This window comes from Halorientalis brevis, assembly GCF_023077655.1.
This window is the reverse complement of the sequence record NZ_JALLGV010000002.1, coordinates 171264-186950: the sequence shown is the minus strand read 5'-3', so window position 1 is coordinate 186950 and position 15687 is coordinate 171264. Positions and strand designations below refer to the sequence as shown.

Below are 15687 nucleotides of genomic sequence, written 5' to 3'. Positions count from 1 at the left end.
GGCCCCCCCCCCCCCCCCCCCGGGTCGTTTTTAGTCCAGGTTTTTGCAGACGAGGGTTCCCGCAGACCCCGAAGGGGTCGAGGAAACCCCCGTGCTGTAAAAAAGTGGTCTTAGAATTGCGTGTTCGTCTCGATGTCCTCGGCGGCCTCGTCGAGACCGTCCTCCTTCGCTGATTCGGTGAGGTGGACGGAGAGGGCGGCGTCTGGAATAGCGTCCTCGAACTCGCTCTGGAAGCGGTGGCTGACGCGGCGGATCTGCTCCTGGGTGGTCACGACGCGCAACGCGCGGGCGACGGTTGCGGGGTCGGTGTCGAGTGACTCGGCGAGGTCGGGAACGTCGGGGTCGCCGTCGCGGTGTTCCCGAAGGGCAGCGAACTCGAACGGGAAGTCCGTGTCGGCGTCGTCCAGCAGGTGGAGGTCCATGCGGGCGCGAAACACCGTGTTCGGATCGGCGTCGATGGTGCTGGCGATGGTCGCGTCGTCGTCCCCATCGTAAAAGCCCCGCACCACCTGCGTGAGCGCCTCGGTCGGGAGTTCGGTGTCGAACTCGTAGCGGTCGCGCATCCGCTCGACGACGGCGCTGAGGCGGTCGTCGATCGCACCCTCGTCGGTTTCGGCGAGTGACCCCCGCTCGTCGGACTGAGATTCGGTCACGGTGGCCTCGTCCGTGACGTCCATGAAGAGGTCCCGAAGCTCCTCGGTTTTTTCGTCCATGGTGACCGTGTAAGGGTGGGTGTGACACCATAAACCTATTGGGGAACGTGTCAATTCAGAGCCGACCGGTATCGGCCAGAGGAACAACTCGTTTGCCGTTTCTCAACGATGTTCATCTACTGGTTGGCAAGACTTAAGCGCGAAGGAACCACGGTGATAAAATATGGTATTCCCGTTGCAGGCGGGGGAACCGATCACGCGTCCGACGATGTGGCGGATCGGCCACGTCGGAGAGGTAGTTTTCTATTACCTCGCAGCAGTCACAGTCGCAGTGTTCCTGTGGGGCGTTTATCGACGGTTCAACCGCTATACGGACGGCAGCGAAGACTGGTTCGAGCGTCTGGACAACCTCGGTGAGCGGGTCGTCAGCGCCGCGAAGATCGTCGCGACGAACGAGAAACAGTTCGACCGCGACCTGGTCGGCGGCCTGATGCACTCCTTTATCATGTGGGGCTTCCTGACCCTGCTGATCGGGACGACCATCCTCGCCATCGACATGGACATCCTGGAGAAGGGTGGGAAGCTCCTGACCGGGCAGAGCTACTCCATCTTCAAGGGCGACTTCTACCTGTCGTACTCGCTCGTGATGGACTTCATGGGTCTCCTCTTTGTGGTCGGGATCGGCATCGCGCTGTACCGGCGCTACGCCATCCGGAAAGAGCGCCTCTGGGGGCCGAACAGCAGTCTCGAAGACGACCTGTTCATCTGGTCGCTGTTCCTGCTTGGCGTCGGCGGCTTCGTTCAGGAAGGCATCCGCATCGTCGCGATGGACTTCCCGAGCTTCGAGACCGTGAGCTTCGTCGGCTGGTTCGTCGCCGACGTCCTCACCGCAGTCGGCGTCGACCAGGAAGCGGCGCTGTTCGTCTATCCCATCTCCTGGTGGTCCCACGCACTGATCGCGTTCGTCTTCATCGCGTCGATCCCGTACGCCAAGCCGTTCCACATGATCTCCTCGTTCGCGAACGTCGTCACGCGCGACGAGAAAGCCGGCAAGCGCCTGCCAGGCATCCCCGCGGACCTGGACGCCGACACGGGCGCGAACTCCATCGACGACTTCTCCTGGAAGGAGAAGCTCGACCAGGACGCCTGTACCAAGTGCGGCCGGTGTACGTCGGTGTGTCCGGCTAACAACTCCGGGCGCAATCTCTCACCGCGTGACGTCATCCTCGACCTGAAGAACTACCGCGAGCACGTCGAGAACGGCGGCGACGAGAAAGACATCGTCGCCGACAGCGACGACGCGGTGATCCAGGCAGAGACGATGGAGTCCTGCATGGCCTGCATGGCCTGCATGGACGCCTGCCCGGTCGAGATCGAGCACCTGAAGACGTTCACCCGGCTGAACCGCCAGCTCACCGACGAGGGCGAACTCCAGCCCAGCGTCCAGGACGTCTTCCAGAACCTCATGCAGAAGGGCAACACGTTCGGCGACTCCCAGCGCAATCGCGGCGACTGGGCCGACGACCTCGAGTTCGACATCACGGACGCCCGCGAGGAGGAAGTCGAGTACCTCTGGTACGTCGGCGACTACCCGAGCTACGACGACCGCAACAAGCAGGTCGCCCGCTCGCTCGCGAAGCTGTTCAAGGAGGCCGACGTCTCCTTCGGCATCCTCTTCGACGACGAGAAGTACGACGGCAACGACATCCGTCGTCTCGGCGAGGAGTTCCTCTACGTCGAACTCGCGGGCCACCACGTCGAGACCTGGGAGGACTGCGAGTTCGAGAAGATCGTCTGTACGGACCCACACTCCTACAACACGTTCAAAAACGAGTACCCCGAGGTCGACTTCGACGAGTTCGCCGACGACCCGATGATGCCCTTCGAGTACGAGGGCTTCTGGAACGACGACGGCGACGTCGACGTCTACCACTGGACCCAGGCCGTCGAGGAGATGGTCACCGACGGCAAACTCGGTCTCAACGGGACGGAACTGGACTACACGGTCACCTACCACGACCCGTGTCACCTCGGTCGGTACAACGACGAGTACGAAGCGCCGCGCGAACTCGTCCGGGCGACCGGGTGTGACCTCCACGAGATGCCGCGCAACCGCGACGACTCGTTCTGTTGTGGCGGTGGCGGCGGTGGGCTCTGGATGGAACTCGATGAGGAACAGAAGCCCAGCGAGGACCGCCTCCGCGAAGCACTCGAAGACACCGACGCCGGCAACGCCGTCGAGAAGTTCGTCGTCGCCTGCCCGATGTGCATGACGATGTACGAGGACGGTCGCAAGACCGGCGGCTTCGAGGACGACATCGAGATCGTCGACGTCGCCGAACTGCTGGTCGAAGCAGTCGAGTCCAAGGGCGTGACCGCGGGCTCGAGCGCCAGCACCGACGCGGCACCCGCAGACGACTGATCGGTTCGGACGGACGCGTTCTCCTTCCCTTTTCGACGCTACGAATTCGCGGACTGCGATTGGACCGACCGCGGCAAACCAATTTACGTCCTGAGACGAACAGCGAGGAACACAGTGGTCAGTCGTCGCCAGCTCATCGTGATTGGGTTCGTCGCGTTCAGCATCAGCTACGTCGCCGCCGGTGGCCTCGGTCTCCCGACCGCGAATCCAACACCGACGGAGCGCGACATGAGCGACGCCAAACTCGTCCAGCCCGTGGCGAACGGCAGCTACCTCTGGCCGTACACGTCCCGTCGGAAGGCGACGTCCGGACGGACGCTCGCGATCAACCTCGTCATTCACGGCGACGACGAGCGGGTGAAGACGGTCCTCACCGAGCAAACCACGCTCGACTGGGAACTCACCGTTCCGACGAACAACAGCACGCAGCGGCCACGGAACGAGACGGTGCCGGCGGGCAACGAGACGAACAGTTCAACCGCCCAGCCAGCGGAGGCGGAAGGGAACCCGACGACACCGGCCCGGACGGTTACGGGCACCGGTGAGCAGACCGACGCCAACGGGAGTGCGCGGGGGACGGTGAGTACGCCGGCTACCCAGACGGGGGCGGGCGCCGAGTCGAACGCGACCAACGGTACCAGCGGAGGGAACACCACCGAGGTCCAGTCGATCCGGATCGACGACGCGGCGATCACCTGGAACGACGCCCACGGGTCGACCCGCTACTCGTACGTCGACGCCCGACCGCAGGGCGGCCAGGCGGGCTGGCTCGACGAGTCCTACCAGATCCACGCGGGCGACTACTTCGGGAGTCGGCACCACATCCGCGCGTACACGGTGCCGGCGACCGACTGGACGGCGATCCAGATCCACCAGGAGTACTGGGACTGGTTCCGCCTGCGCCACACTGTGACGGACATCCGCGACTCGCGGCACGCGCTCGAATCGGACTTCCTCGAACAGCCCTACGTGACGGACGTCCGCCGAGAGTATTACGGCGTCAACGGCGGCTGGAACGACGGGTGGCTCTCGGAGATCGTCCTCGGCCCAGGCCTGGCCGTAGTGCTCCTGTTCGGGTTCGTCTCGACGGAGACGCGACGGGAGCTACGGCGGGACGGTCGCCTCGTCCTCGGGTGGCTGCGCGAGAACGTGCGCGGGATCGTCCTCGCGACGGTGCTCGCGGGCCAGTACCTGGGCGTCAGAAGCGCGGCCATCTTGCTGGAGTCGGTGAACCCCGAACTGGACCCGCGGACGTACATCGTCGTACTCTACCCGGCGATCGCCGTCGGGTTACCCATCGTCGCGTTCGTGTTCGCCCAGCCGTTCGGGGCGACCAGTCGGTTCACGCGGCTCCAGCGGATCGCCCGCTGGCTCGGGCCGCCGATCGGCGCACTGCCGGCGCTGGGCTTTACCGTGGTCGGCCTCGGCGGCGCGTTCGTCCTCGACTTCGGCGGCCTCGGGATCACGTCGATCCCGGTCCAGCTCGCGCTCCACCGGATCGGACTGGCGGTGGCGCTCGGACTGATCGCCGCCGGTGCGACCCGCATCGACGAGCGGGGCGGCGGCCTCCTCCTCGTCGGAGTCGCCGGCTGGCTCGCCGGGCTGGCGATGCCGCTGTTTGGCTACCTCTGAGCGGACCGGCAGTATCCCAGGGCTCAGCGTGCTCGCAGTCAACGGAATGACCTTCGGCGGCATCAGCAACTACGAGGAGATCGCCCAGATCATCCGCCAGCGCCAGAACGAACTGAAAACGAGCGGTAAATAGCGCCCGTCGCACGGCCTCGGGCGGAGACGGTCGCCTGACGCTTCCTACCGATCGGTCGCAGCCGGTCGCCTGGTGACGACGACCGAGCCCTCACTGTAGATCGTCACGGTACAGTCACAGAACAGAAACTCGACGGTGGCGTCGCCCGGCGTGCGTGGTATCCCGGCGGCCGTCGGAGCGAACAGCCCGTTCAGTGCCTTCGGGTCGATCACGTCCTCGAGCGTACACTCCAAATCGTCGATTTTCGCGTCGATTTCGGCCGCGACCGCCTGGACGACGGCAACGCTGGGCATATCGCGGGCGGCGGGGTCGAACGCGAGCGTCGCCATCCGTCACACCCGCGTTCGGCCGTCGGTGAACGACTCGTAGAGCAAGCCGCGGGGGAGCGGGCGCGAGAGCGGCAACGCCGTCGCCGTTGCGGAGAGCGCGACACAGTCGTCCTCCCACTCGATCAGGCCGGCAGCCTGGAGTTTCGGGAGGTGGACGTGGCGGAGCGAGAGGCGAATCCGGTCGTCCCGGGGCCGTGGCTCAGCGTCGAGCGACCGGGACGACTCCTCGCTAGCGAGGGCGCTGACGAGTTGCGGAAGGGGCGTCGTCCCGCCGACGGCGTCGAGGTATCGGAGGACGCGGCGGCGGGTGCCGTTGGCGAGCGAGTCGAAGAGCGCGTCCGTTACTGCTCGCTCGTCGAGACGACGGGCATCGGATGCTGAATCCATGCCTCACATACCGGCGCCCGGAGCATCACTCGACTGCATGAGCAGTCATGGCGTTTAATTATCCCCAAACGCGACCTGACAGCCGACCGTTCCGGTGATAATTGCATCGTAGACAGGGACGGGTTCAGTCACGTTCCGCTCGTCGGGGCGGTTCGTCGAGCAGGACCCGAGTGAGAACCGCGTTGGCACCGCGCCGGACCCGCTCGGAGACCGCCTGTTCGGAGATGTCGAGTTCGGACGCGAGTTCGGCGAACGTCACTCGCCGAGGGACGGCGAAATAGCCGCGTTCGACGGCTTGCGTGAGCGTGTCGTACTGGGCGTCGGTCAGTCCGTAGGGGCGGTCCGAGACCGGGTCAGGAAGTGCATACACCCGGGTAAGCAGATACTGAATGCCGTGGGTTCGGCAGAAGGTATGGAACTCGGACAGGCCCTCGTGACTCGGGAAGCGGATCCGGAAGCGCCACTCGTCTGCCCCGTGTGCTTCCAGAATCGTCGCGTCGGTCTCGGCGATGCCGGTGACGAGTTCCTCGGTCGGTTCCTCCCACTCGATCTTGTACAGGGCACTCCCGTCGAGTCGGTCGAGGGTCTCGAAGCGCCTGACGGCCTCGTCGGCCGAGAGGTGGTTCTCGAAGGCGTCGAGCTCCTCGCCGTACCCCCAGACGTACGGCATCACGCGTCTGGCCGCGGGCACCACGCGTTCGAGCTCGACGGTGACCGACGGATGGGCTGCGACGAGCTGTCCCAGGAGGAACTCTTCAGCCTCGATGGTAAACTCCGCGATAACGCTCATACGGCTTGTACGACGGCCGATCCAAAACCGTTCGTAGCGGCCTGGAAGCGACTTTGTTTCCGAGTCCCCTCAGACCGGGACCGAATCGGGGAGATACTCGACGAAGTACAGCGCGAAGATCGCGAGCCACGTCTGGAAGACGAGCGAGCCTAGTGCCGAGAGCGCCAGGAACTCCCAGTCGCGCATCTCCGCGAGACCGGCCGGGACCGTCAGCATGCCCCGCGTAAAGAGGAGGGCGTTGCTGACCGGAACGACGACGCGTCCCCAGCGATCGAACCAGCTGTCGAAGCGATCGAGGGCGGTCTCGCTGACGCGGAACCACGGCTTCTGGAGGAGGTACTCTCGGCCGCCGCGCTTCGCGAGCTGGAACAGACAGAACTGGCCGATGGTCGCGCCGACGACCGACACGAGGATCGCTGCGGCGTACCCGGGCACGGAGTCCATCACGAACAACACGGTGATCGGAATGAGGCTCTCGCTCGGCGCGAAGTACAGCAACATCGCGCCCTCGAGGATGAGGATGAAAAACAGCGCAGCGAGGCCGTACTGGTCGAGCCACTGCTGGGTCGCCGCCGCGTCGCCGACCATCGCCAGCGTGATGCCGGCGATCGCCAGCACCAGCGCGATGCCGGCGAGGATGAAGGGGCCGTAGTCCGACAGGAACTGACGGACGGGACTGTTGGCGGTGACCTCCGACGACATTACTTAGTGCGTCGCCGACGACGAATAAAGGTCTTGTGAGACAGGTGGAACGATGGTGAACAGTGGGTTTTTGCGCACACCGGCGATACCACCGGGTATGGACCTCACGCACCGCCCGCGACGGCTCCGTCGCGACGGCATCCGGTCGCTCGTCAGCGAGGTCGACCTCTCGGCCAGCGACCTCATCGCGCCGGTGTTCGTCGACGCGACCACCGACGAGCGCCGGCCCATCGAGTCGATGCCCGGCCACGAGCGCGTCCCCGTCGACGAGGCCGTCACCCGCGTCGAAGAGATTCGCGAGACCGGCGTCGAGGCGGTCGTCGTCTTCGGCATCCCCGACGCGAAGGACGACCAGGGCACCCGCGCCTGGGCCGACGACGGCGTCGTCCAGCGCGCTGTCCGCGCGATCACCGCCGAGACCGACGCGTACGTCATCACCGACGTCTGTCTCTGCGAGTACACCGACCACGGCCACTGCGGCCTGCTCGAAGACACGGCAGCCGAGGAGCCCGAGCTCACCGTCAGGAACGACGAGACCCTCGACCTGCTGGGGAAAATCGCCACCTCTCACGCCGAAGCCGGCGCGGAGATGGTCGCACCCAGCGGGATGATGGACGGGATGGTCGGCGCCATCCGCGAGGCACTCGATGCGGACGGGTTCACGGACGTGCCCATCATGAGCTACGCCGCGAAGTACGAGAGCGCCTTCTACGGGCCGTTCCGGGACGCCGCCGACGGCGCGCCGGCGTTCGGCGACCGACGCCACTACCAGATGGACCCCGCCAACGCGCGCGAGGCGATGCGTGAGGTGGCGCTCGACGTCGAGCAGGGTGCCGACGTGCTGATGGTGAAACCAGCGCTCCCGTACCTCGACGTCGTCAGCGCGATCCGCGAGGAGTACGACCACCCCGTCGCGGCCTACAACGTCAGCGGCGAGTACGCGATGCTCCACGCCGCCGCCGAGAAGGGCTGGCTCGATCTTGAGGCAGCCGCCTACGAGTCGCTGCTGTCGATCAAGCGCGCCGGGGCGGATCTGATTCTCACCTACTTCGCCGAAGACGTGGCGGACAGGCTGTAACTGACAGCGGTTTCGTTCGGTTTCTGAGCCAGAAACCGTCGCCGTCGATTGAAATGATTGCCCGTGGTAACGACGGGCGTGGACCGAACTGCACTGGTTGCCGCCCTGGCCGCCCTCTCTGCAGCGGTCGCTTTCGGGGTCGGAGCGGCCGCCCTTGCCGACGTCTCGCCCTCGCTGTCGGTCGATTCGCCCGGCGGAGAGACGGAGCGAAAAAACGACACTGCGGGTGCCGTCCAGACGAAAGACAGCGGTGGCGGCGGCTGTGCGGACTGTGGAACCCTCGACGTGCGGTCGCTCGTCGAAGGGTTCCTTCCCGGCCTCGACGGGACGCTCCTGCTCGGCCTCGCGGGCCTCATCGTCATCGGGATGGGCATCGTGGCTCTCCGACAGGACGGGACAGTGGTCGACGAGGCCGAACGCGCGGAGTCGGAGGCCGAACTGGCCCTCGGGCCGGACCGAGCAGGTGCGACCGACTGGGAGGTGCCGGACGCGGCGGTGACCAACGACGTGTATCGCGCCTGGCAGCAGCTGGTCGAGCGCGTGGACGTGGCAGACCCCGAGACGACGACGACGCGAGAGTACGCCAGACGGGCGGTCGACGCCGGCCTCGACGCCGCGGCGGTCGAGCGTCTCACCGAGCTGTTCGATCAGGTTCGCTACGGCGACGCGGCCCCGACCGAGACGCGGGAACAGCAGGCACGAGACGCCGCCGAGCGACTCGACGACGGAGGTGAGAGGTGAATGGGGCGCGTGCTGCTGGCAGTCGGGATCTCGATGATCGGTGCGGGACTCCTGCTCACGGTGACGCCGCTCTCGGTCGCGGGATCGGGGTGGACGCTGTTCGTCCTCGCCGCAGTCGCTGTGGTCGCGCTCGGTGCAGGCGTCCTGACCGGACTGGAGCGGTCCGTCACCAGCACGGCGTCGGGACGACTGCCGACGCCGGACGGGCGCCCGGGGGTCCGGACGCCAGGCGACGGGTTCGATCACCAACTTGCAAACCTCTCTGCTGGCGACGGGGCCGACCGAGATGCCCTGCACGCTCGACTCGAAGCCGTGGCACTGGGAGTACTGGTCGAGCGACGGGACTGGTCACGGGACACGGCCCGTGCCCGGCTGAAAGAAGGGGAGTGGACCGACGATCCGCAGGCGACCGCCTTCTTCAGGCGCGACCCGGCCTCGCTCAGGGATCGAGTCCGGACAGTGCTGACCGGTGAGCCGACCGCCGCTCGGCGAGCGCGACGCGTCGTCGACGAACTGGCGGTCATTCGGGAGGACGAGAGCGGATGAACGCGGCGGTGGAGACATCGGCGACCGGCGTCCAGCGAACCGACCGCTGGCGTGGAATCGGCGCCGCGACGTTGCTGGCGAGTGCGTTCGCGCTGATGACGCGGACGCCGGCGCTGCTGTTCGTCAGCGCGGCCGGCGTCAGCCTGCTGGCATACGTCCGGGTCGTCTCGCCGCCACCCATCTCGCTGTCGGTCTCGCGGACGGTCAGCGAGGATGACCCGGAGCAGGGCGACGACGTGACCGTCACGCTCACGATCCAGAACGTCGGCGAGCGCACGGTTCCAGAGCTTCGGTTCGTCGACGGCGTTCCGCCCACGCTGCGCGTCGTCGACGGGGCGGCAAGCGTCGGGACGGCGCTCAGACCCGGGGCGGCGACGACGCTGCGCTACGAGGTGGAGGCGGGTCACGGTCGCCAGGAGTTCCGACCAGCGACGGCGATCGGCCGCGACGTGACCGGCGTCGTCGAACGTCGCGTCCAGGTCGCGGTGACCGGCGACGACGCCGTAGGTCGCCACCCGTCGGTCTCGGAGGGAAACGTGCCGTCGCTCCCTACCACTGCAGCGCGGTACGCGGGCCAGCACACCACCGACAGGGCCGGGCCGGGGCTGACCTTCCGGTCAGTTCGAGAGTACAACCGGGGGGATTCGGTCAGCCGCATCGACTGGCGGCGACGGGCCAGGACCGGCGAACTGGCGACGATCGAGTTCCACGAAGAGCGGTCTCTGGAAGTGGTTCTGGTCGTCGACACGCGGTCGGCGGCCGCTCTGGCACCCACACCGAACGAAAAGACAGCCATCGAGCGAGCGCAGGCGGCGGCCGCGCCCCTGTTCGGCGGCTTACTCGGCGAGGGGCATCGGGTCGGAATCGCGACGCTCGGCCCCGAACGGGCGTGGCTGGCGCCCGGTCGGGGCGCGGCGCACGAACACCGTGCCAGAGAGCTGTTATCGGCACGTCCGCCCGCGCTGTCGGCCGACGGCGGTGAGCCCGAGCCCGGGGCATGGCTCCGCGACCGCCTGCCGCCCCATGCGACAGTCGTCCTGCTGATGCCGGCCTGTGACGACGGCGTCGTGGACCTGATACGGCGACTCGACGCGACCGGAACGACCGTGACAGTCCTGAGCCCGGACCCGACGGCGACCGAGTCTGCGGGGCAGCAACTCGCCCGACTGGAGCGACGAGTGCGTCTCCGGCGCCTCCGTGCGGCCGGGATTCCGGTCGTCGACTGGGACCCGAGCGAGGACCTCCGGCGGACCCTCGCGACCGCGAGGTGGTCGGTGTGACACCCGGCCGCGTGGCCGGCGCGTGTGCGGTCGGCAGCGGGGCGGTCGGCTTCGTTCTCGTCGCAGTAGGCGGACTCGCGACGCTCCTCGGGGTCGCCGGGCTGTGTGGGCTGGCCGCCGGCTGCTACGCGGGGTCGCGATCGGTCGTCACGCTCGGGGCCGTCGGTCTGTTCCTCGCCGTCGTCGCAGCCGGCGTCAGCGGGGTCAGTGGGCCGTCGCTCGTCGGTGCGAGCGGGGCCGTGCTCGTGGCCTGGACGGCGGGCCAGACGGCGACCGAACTTCAGTCGGCGTTCGACGGCGGGACGCGCACACGCCGACTCGAACTGGTCCACGTCGCCGGGACGACCCTCGTCGGAACCGGTGTCGTCGGGATCGCGCTGGTCCCCAGGGCAATCACCGTCGATCCTTCGCCACTCGGGACGACGCTCGTCCTCGGCGGTGCCGTAGTGTTGACTGCCCAGTTGCTCGGCTCGACCCGAACCGACGGTGCCTGAGCGGTTATCGACCCCCAGGGAATCTCGCGACGCCATGCGACACTGTCAAACTGGCCTCCGCTCGAACCGGCAAGGCGTCAAAAAGCACCCTATATTTTTCCGATGTTCAACCAGTTTCCGGCATTTAGAAGCGGAATTCTATCTAGATCAGCCCATAAGTGCCCAGACACGCACGCTTCCGCGCGCAGTAGAGGATTCTCGGAAATTACGCCGGACCCCGGTAGACAAACGTCCGAAACACGGCCTGACGAACGCCCAGAGACTGGACGGAATACAACCTTATATCGATAATAGTCTATTGTAATCTGGACGATCGTCTACCCCATCCTTGAAAATATGACGGATGTCAAGCAAACACTTATGTAGTGGTATTCCATGACCTATTCCCGTGAGCTACCAAACGAATGGTTCAGAATTCGGTTGTATTACGTACAAACACCCAGGTGAGTTCGCGAAAACTGAACGGGGTGACCCAGGATGGTAGGTGAGTTCCTCGTCCCCCTGCAGCTGAGTGACGCCGAGATTCAGGCGATGGTCGAAGGGATCAACCTGCTGTGGGTCCTGGTCGTGACGTTCCTGATCTTCTTCATGCACGCCGGGTTCGCGATGCTCGAAGCCGGGCAGGTGCGCTCGAAGAACGTCGCGAACCAGTTGACCAAGAACCTGCTGACCTGGAGCGTCGGCGTGACGATGTTCTTCCTCATCGGCGCCGGCGTCTCCAGTATGGTCGGGTCGATAACCGGCGGTGGCGGCGAGTACAGCCTCGTCGGGGCGCTGACGGCCGGCTCTGCCGGCTGGGTGTCCTGGCTGTTCGGTGCGGTGTTCGCGATGACCGCGGCGACCATCGTCTCCGGTGCGGTCGCCGGCCGCGCGAAACTCCGCGCGTACATGACCTACACCATCCTGCTGGCGGCAGTGATCTACCCGGTCGTGACCGGCCTGACGTGGGCCGGTGGGTTCCTGGCGAGCGTCGCCGGCGTCGGCTTCCACGACTTCGCGGGCGGCATGATCGTCCACGGCATGGGCGGCGTCGCCGGCCTCACGGCCGCGTGGATGCTCGGTCCCCGCCTGGAGCGCTACAACGCCGACGGCTCGGCGAACGTCATCCCGGGCCACTCGATCACCTTCGCGGTGCTGGGCACCCTCGTGCTGGCGTTCGGCTGGTACGGGTTCAACGTCGGGACGGCGGCCTCGGTGCTGACGATCACGGACGCCGGCGTCGTCGAACTCGGCGCCTTTAGCTACGTCGGCCGCGTCGCCATGGCGACGACCCTCGCGATGGCGATGGGCGCCATCGGGGCGAGCGCGATGTCGCTGCTCCAGACCGGGAAAGTCGACACGCTGTACGTCGCAAACGGCCTGCTCGCGGGCCTGGTCGGCATCACGGCGTTCCCCGACACGGCGACGTGGTGGGGCGCGATGGTCGTCGGCCTGCTGGCCGGTGGCCAGCTCCCGATCGTGTTCGGCTTCGTCGAGAAGCGCCTGAAGATCGACGACGTGTGTGCCGTCTTCCCCGTCCACGGCAGCGCCGGGATGCTCGGTGCACTCGCGTACCCGTTCCTCTCGGTCGGAGCGATCAGCACGAGCGCGATCGTCGCACAGGTCGCCGGCGTCGCCCTCATCACGGGCTGGACGGTCGTCGCGACGGCCACGGTGTTCGGCGTCCTGAAGGCCCTCGGCCAGATGCGGGTCACGCCCGAACACGAGCGCGAAGGCCTCGACATCTCCGAGCACGGCGTCGAGACCTACCCCGAGTTCAGCGACGGCGACGAGATGACGGTGCCCGACAGCAGCGTCAGCACGGACGGCGGTTTCGTGCCGGAAGGGCAACCCTCGTCGGAACTCCGTTCCGACGGCGGTCGCGTGCTGGGAGGTGAAGAGAAATGAGCGACGACGAGATCAAGATGGTCGTCGCGTACATCCGGCCGGGCAAGCTAACCGCCGTCAAGAAGGCGCTCGCGGAAGTCGGCGCGCCCTCGCTGACGGTGAACAACGTCCGCGGTCGCGGCAGCCAGCCGGTCAAGAAAGGGCAGTGGCGCGGGGAGGAGTACGTCGTGGACCTCCACGAGAAGGTCAAAGTCGAGTGCGTCGTCGCGGACGTCCCCGCCGACGACGTGATCGACGCGATCCAGGAGGCCGCCCACACGGGCGACGCCGGTGACGGCAAGATCTTCGTCCTCGACGTCGACGACGCCATCCAGATCCGGACCGGCAAGACCGGCCCCGAGGCGGTCTGACCAGCCGCCGATGACCGTCGACGACACCGATCGGCGTATCGTGAATGCGCTACTGAAAGACGGCCGCGCCAGTTCCCGCGACATCGCCGCCGAAGCCGGCGTCGCGGCGACGACAGTCACCAAACGCCTCTCGGCGCTCGAAGACCGCGGCATCGTCGACTCGTACCATCCGGCCGTCGACTACGACGCGCTCGGATACGACGTGACGGCCGTGTTCCGACTCGGCGTCAAGGGGAGCGGCCTCGCACCCGTCGTCGACCGCCTCCGCGACCACGACCAGATGGTCGGCGTCTACGAAGTGACCGGGAGCCACGACGTCATCGCCATCGGGAAGTTCGATAGCACCGACGAACTGAACACCGAGATCAAAGACCTGCTCACGAACCCCAAGATCACGGCGACGAACACCAACGTCGTCCTGGAAACCGTCCGGGAGTACGAGCAGTTCCCCCTCGACCTCGAAAACGGCGAAGCCTGACGCCCGCGAGGTCGGTTCAGCGACCCCAGCGGCCCGCGTTTTTCGGCCGTCGTCCCAGTTTGTAGAAGCGACCGGACGCCGGCTACTCGTCGAACGAGAGTAGGACCTCACTACCGGGGAACAGCCGCGCTCGCTGGCCGACACGGCCGAGCGCCACGCCACTGAAAAGTCGACCGTTTCTGGCACTGGACGACGTTGTTTCCGAGAATACGCCGCATACAAATAAGCGACGAGTGCGTTCACGACGGTACAGTCATGCCGATCGAAGTGCCCGACGTCACCGAACTGGAGATCGAGCGGCGGTTCAACCAGCAGTACGTGTACGGAATGCAGTTGTTGGCCCCCGACCACTACCTGTCGTCGATCGCGCGCGAGCAATAGCTGCGGGGGCGAAGTGAGGCAGTTCTTTTAGCAGGGGGTTCCAACGCCGGCGTATGAACCACGAGCAGTCGCGAGATCTGTACGACCGAGCGCTCTCGGTCATGCCCGGTGGCGTCAACTCCGCGGTCCGCGCCGCGATCGAACCGTATCCCCAGTTCGTCCAGCGCGGTGACGGCGGGCACGTCATCGACGCCGACGGCAACCGCTACGTCGACTGGGTGATGGGCCTCGGCCCGCTGCTGTACGGCCACGACCTGCCACAGCCCGTCGAAGCGGCCATCCAGTCCCGCGCCACCGACGGGCCGATGTTCGGGATGCCCACCGAGATCGAGGTCGAACACGCCGAGTTCGTCGCCCGACACGTCCCCAGCGTCGAGATGGTCCGGTTCGTCAACTCCGGCACCGAGGCGACCGTTTCGGCCTGCCGGCTGGCCCGTGCGCACACGGGTCGCGACAAGATCGTCGTCATGCAGGGCGGTTACCACGGTGCCCAGGAGACCACCCTCGTCGACGGCGAGTACGACGACACCAGTCCGTCGAGTCCGGGCATTCCCCAGTCCTTTGCCGACGAGACGCTCGCCATCCCGTTCAACGACAAAGAGGCCGCGCACAGGGTGTTCGAGGACTACGGCGACGAGATCGCCGCCGTCCTCGTCGAGCCGATCCTCGCCAACTACGGCATCGTCCGGCCCGTCGACGGCTACCACGAGACGCTGCGCGACCTCACCGATGACCACGGCTCGCTGTTGATCTTCGACGAGGTCATCACCGGCTTCCGCGTCGGCGGCCTCCAGTGCGCCCAGGGCAAGTTCGGCATCGAACCGGACCTGACCACGTTCGGCAAGCTCATCGGCGGCGGCTTCCCCGTGGGAGCGATCGGCGGGCCCGCCAGGCTCATGGAGCAGTTCACGCCCTCCGGCGACGTGTTCCAGGCCGGCACCTTCTCCGGCCACCCCGTGACGATGGCCGCCGGGCTCGAATCCCTGCGCTACGCCGCCGAACACGACGTGTACGACCACATCAACGGCCTGGGCGAGCAGCTCCGGACCGGCCTGCAGGAGATCGTCCAGGACCAGGCCCCCGAGTACACCGTCACCGGCACCGAGGGGATGTTCAAGCTCGTGTTCACGCGGGAGAGTCCGGACACCTTCGATGACCACTGCGAGGGCGGCTGCGAGCAACGCGAAGACTGTCCGCGCTACGAACTGTGTCCCAAGAACGCGAGCGACGTGGCCGCGGGAGAGACAGACCGCTGGCGGCGGGTCTTCTGGCCGAAGATGAAGGAGGAGGGCGTGTTCCTCTCACAGAACCAGTACGAGTCCCAGTTCGTCACGTACGCACACACCGAAGACGACGTCGAGGAGACGCTCGAAGCGTACAAAAACGCGCTGTAGCGCCTTCCTT

Annotated in this window: 17 protein-coding genes; 12 read left to right on the top strand and 5 right to left on the bottom strand. The window is 66.5% G+C overall.

From position 1 onward, the window contains the following. Nucleotides 1-110 precede the first annotated feature (110 nt). Nucleotides 111-713 (bottom strand): conditioned medium-induced protein 4, encoded by a 603-nt coding sequence (locus MU553_RS05470; RefSeq protein WP_247376545.1) that lies wholly within the window; start codon nt 711-713, stop codon nt 111-113. A 163-nt stretch (nt 714-876) separates the two neighbouring features. Between MU553_RS05470 and MU553_RS05465 the strand changes: the two genes are divergently transcribed. Both MU553_RS05465 and MU553_RS05460 read left to right on the top strand, forming a co-directional pair. Next, nucleotides 877-3075, top strand: coding sequence for a heterodisulfide reductase-related iron-sulfur binding cluster (locus MU553_RS05465; protein ID WP_247376544.1), 2199 nt, complete (start codon nt 877-879; stop codon nt 3073-3075). A gap of 114 nt (nt 3076-3189) precedes the next feature. Further along, nucleotides 3190-4707, top strand: a complete 1518-nt coding sequence (locus MU553_RS05460) for a hypothetical protein (RefSeq protein ID WP_247376543.1) — start codon at nt 3190-3192, stop codon at nt 4705-4707. A 177-nt stretch (nt 4708-4884) separates the two neighbouring features. Here the strand turns inward: MU553_RS05460 and MU553_RS05455 are convergent, their stop codons facing one another. From MU553_RS05455 to MU553_RS05440, 4 genes are all read right to left on the bottom strand, one after another. Next, nucleotides 4885-5169 (bottom strand): HalOD1 output domain-containing protein, encoded by a 285-nt coding sequence (locus MU553_RS05455; RefSeq protein ID WP_247376542.1) that lies wholly within the window; start codon nt 5167-5169, stop codon nt 4885-4887. Nucleotides 5170-5172: 3 nt separating this feature from the next. Next, nucleotides 5173-5556: a DUF7344 domain-containing protein gene (locus MU553_RS05450; protein ID WP_247376541.1), complete on the bottom strand. Its 384-nt coding sequence runs from the start codon at nt 5554-5556 to the stop codon at nt 5173-5175. Nucleotides 5557-5680: 124 nt separating this feature from the next. Beyond that, the gene (locus tag MU553_RS05445) at nt 5681-6346 is read right to left on the bottom strand and encodes a helix-turn-helix domain-containing protein (protein ID WP_247376540.1); all 666 of its coding nucleotides are present in this window, start codon (nt 6344-6346) and stop codon (nt 5681-5683) included. 69 nt (nt 6347-6415) lie between these two features. Further along, nucleotides 6416-7048 (bottom strand): DedA family protein, encoded by a 633-nt coding sequence (locus tag MU553_RS05440; protein ID WP_247376539.1) that lies wholly within the window; start codon nt 7046-7048, stop codon nt 6416-6418. A 97-nt stretch (nt 7049-7145) separates the two neighbouring features. Here MU553_RS05440 and hemB point away from each other — a divergent pair, with 97 nt between their 5' ends. The 10 genes from hemB (at nt 7146) to hemL (ending at nt 15677) form a co-directional block, all read left to right on the top strand. Further along, nucleotides 7146-8126, top strand: coding sequence for a porphobilinogen synthase (hemB, locus tag MU553_RS05435; RefSeq protein WP_247376537.1), 981 nt, complete (start codon nt 7146-7148; stop codon nt 8124-8126). Between the two features lie 78 nt (nt 8127-8204). Beyond that, nucleotides 8205-8867, top strand: coding sequence for a DUF4129 domain-containing protein (locus MU553_RS23735; protein WP_247376536.1), 663 nt, complete (start codon nt 8205-8207; stop codon nt 8865-8867). Further along, complete coding sequence (locus MU553_RS05425; protein ID WP_247376534.1) at nt 8868-9413, top strand: DUF7269 family protein; 546 nt, start codon at nt 8868-8870, stop codon at nt 9411-9413. Then, nucleotides 9410-10693: a DUF58 domain-containing protein gene (locus MU553_RS05420; RefSeq protein ID WP_247376532.1), complete on the top strand. Its 1284-nt coding sequence runs from the start codon at nt 9410-9412 to the stop codon at nt 10691-10693. The genes MU553_RS05425 and MU553_RS05420 overlap by 4 nt, the downstream gene beginning before the upstream one ends. Further along, on the top strand, nt 10690-11187 hold the full coding sequence (locus MU553_RS05415) for a DUF7519 family protein (RefSeq protein WP_247376530.1): 498 nt from the start codon (nt 10690-10692) through the stop codon (nt 11185-11187). The genes MU553_RS05420 and MU553_RS05415 overlap by 4 nt, the downstream gene beginning before the upstream one ends. A gap of 477 nt (nt 11188-11664) precedes the next feature. Next, on the top strand, nt 11665-13074 hold the full coding sequence (locus MU553_RS05410; protein ID WP_247376529.1) for an ammonium transporter: 1410 nt from the start codon (nt 11665-11667) through the stop codon (nt 13072-13074). Further along, complete coding sequence (glnK1, locus tag MU553_RS05405) at nt 13071-13424, top strand: nitrogen regulatory protein GlnK1 (protein ID WP_282594194.1); 354 nt, start codon at nt 13071-13073, stop codon at nt 13422-13424. Before MU553_RS05410 ends, glnK1 begins: the two co-directional genes overlap by 4 nt. A 10-nt stretch (nt 13425-13434) precedes the next feature. After that, nucleotides 13435-13902, top strand: coding sequence for an HTH-type transcriptional regulator Lrp (gene lrp / locus MU553_RS05400; RefSeq protein ID WP_247376527.1), 468 nt, complete (start codon nt 13435-13437; stop codon nt 13900-13902). Between the two features lie 255 nt (nt 13903-14157). Next, nucleotides 14158-14283, top strand: a complete 126-nt coding sequence (locus tag MU553_RS23535) for a hypothetical protein (RefSeq protein WP_282594193.1) — start codon at nt 14158-14160, stop codon at nt 14281-14283. A 53-nt stretch (nt 14284-14336) separates the two neighbouring features. Beyond that, nucleotides 14337-15677, top strand: a complete 1341-nt coding sequence (hemL, locus tag MU553_RS05395; protein WP_247376525.1) for a glutamate-1-semialdehyde 2,1-aminomutase — start codon at nt 14337-14339, stop codon at nt 15675-15677. The last annotated feature ends 10 nt before the right edge of the window (nt 15678-15687 follow it).

Coding starts and splice junctions, on each gene's coding strand:
- MU553_RS05470 (WP_247376545.1), bottom strand. CDS start 713: ATGGACGAAAAAACCGAGGAGCTTCGGGACCTCTTCATGGACGTCACG.
- MU553_RS05465 (WP_247376544.1), top strand. CDS start 877: ATGGTATTCCCGTTGCAGGCGGGGGAACCGATCACGCGTCCGACGATG.
- MU553_RS05455 (WP_247376542.1), bottom strand. CDS start 5,169: ATGGCGACGCTCGCGTTCGACCCCGCCGCCCGCGATATGCCCAGCGTT.
- MU553_RS05450 (WP_247376541.1), bottom strand. CDS start 5,556: ATGGATTCAGCATCCGATGCCCGTCGTCTCGACGAGCGAGCAGTAACG.
- MU553_RS05445 (WP_247376540.1), bottom strand. CDS start 6,346: ATGAGCGTTATCGCGGAGTTTACCATCGAGGCTGAAGAGTTCCTCCTG.
- MU553_RS05440 (WP_247376539.1), bottom strand. CDS start 7,048: ATGTCGTCGGAGGTCACCGCCAACAGTCCCGTCCGTCAGTTCCTGTCG.
- hemB (WP_247376537.1), top strand. CDS start 7,146: ATGGACCTCACGCACCGCCCGCGACGGCTCCGTCGCGACGGCATCCGG.
- MU553_RS05425 (WP_247376534.1), top strand. CDS start 8,868: ATGGGGCGCGTGCTGCTGGCAGTCGGGATCTCGATGATCGGTGCGGGA.
- MU553_RS05420 (WP_247376532.1), top strand. CDS start 9,410: ATGAACGCGGCGGTGGAGACATCGGCGACCGGCGTCCAGCGAACCGAC.
- MU553_RS05410 (WP_247376529.1), top strand. CDS start 11,665: ATGGTAGGTGAGTTCCTCGTCCCCCTGCAGCTGAGTGACGCCGAGATT.
- glnK1 (WP_282594194.1), top strand. CDS start 13,071: ATGAGCGACGACGAGATCAAGATGGTCGTCGCGTACATCCGGCCGGGC.
- lrp (WP_247376527.1), top strand. CDS start 13,435: ATGACCGTCGACGACACCGATCGGCGTATCGTGAATGCGCTACTGAAA.
- MU553_RS23535 (WP_282594193.1), top strand. CDS start 14,158: ATGCCGATCGAAGTGCCCGACGTCACCGAACTGGAGATCGAGCGGCGG.
- hemL (WP_247376525.1), top strand. CDS start 14,337: ATGAACCACGAGCAGTCGCGAGATCTGTACGACCGAGCGCTCTCGGTC.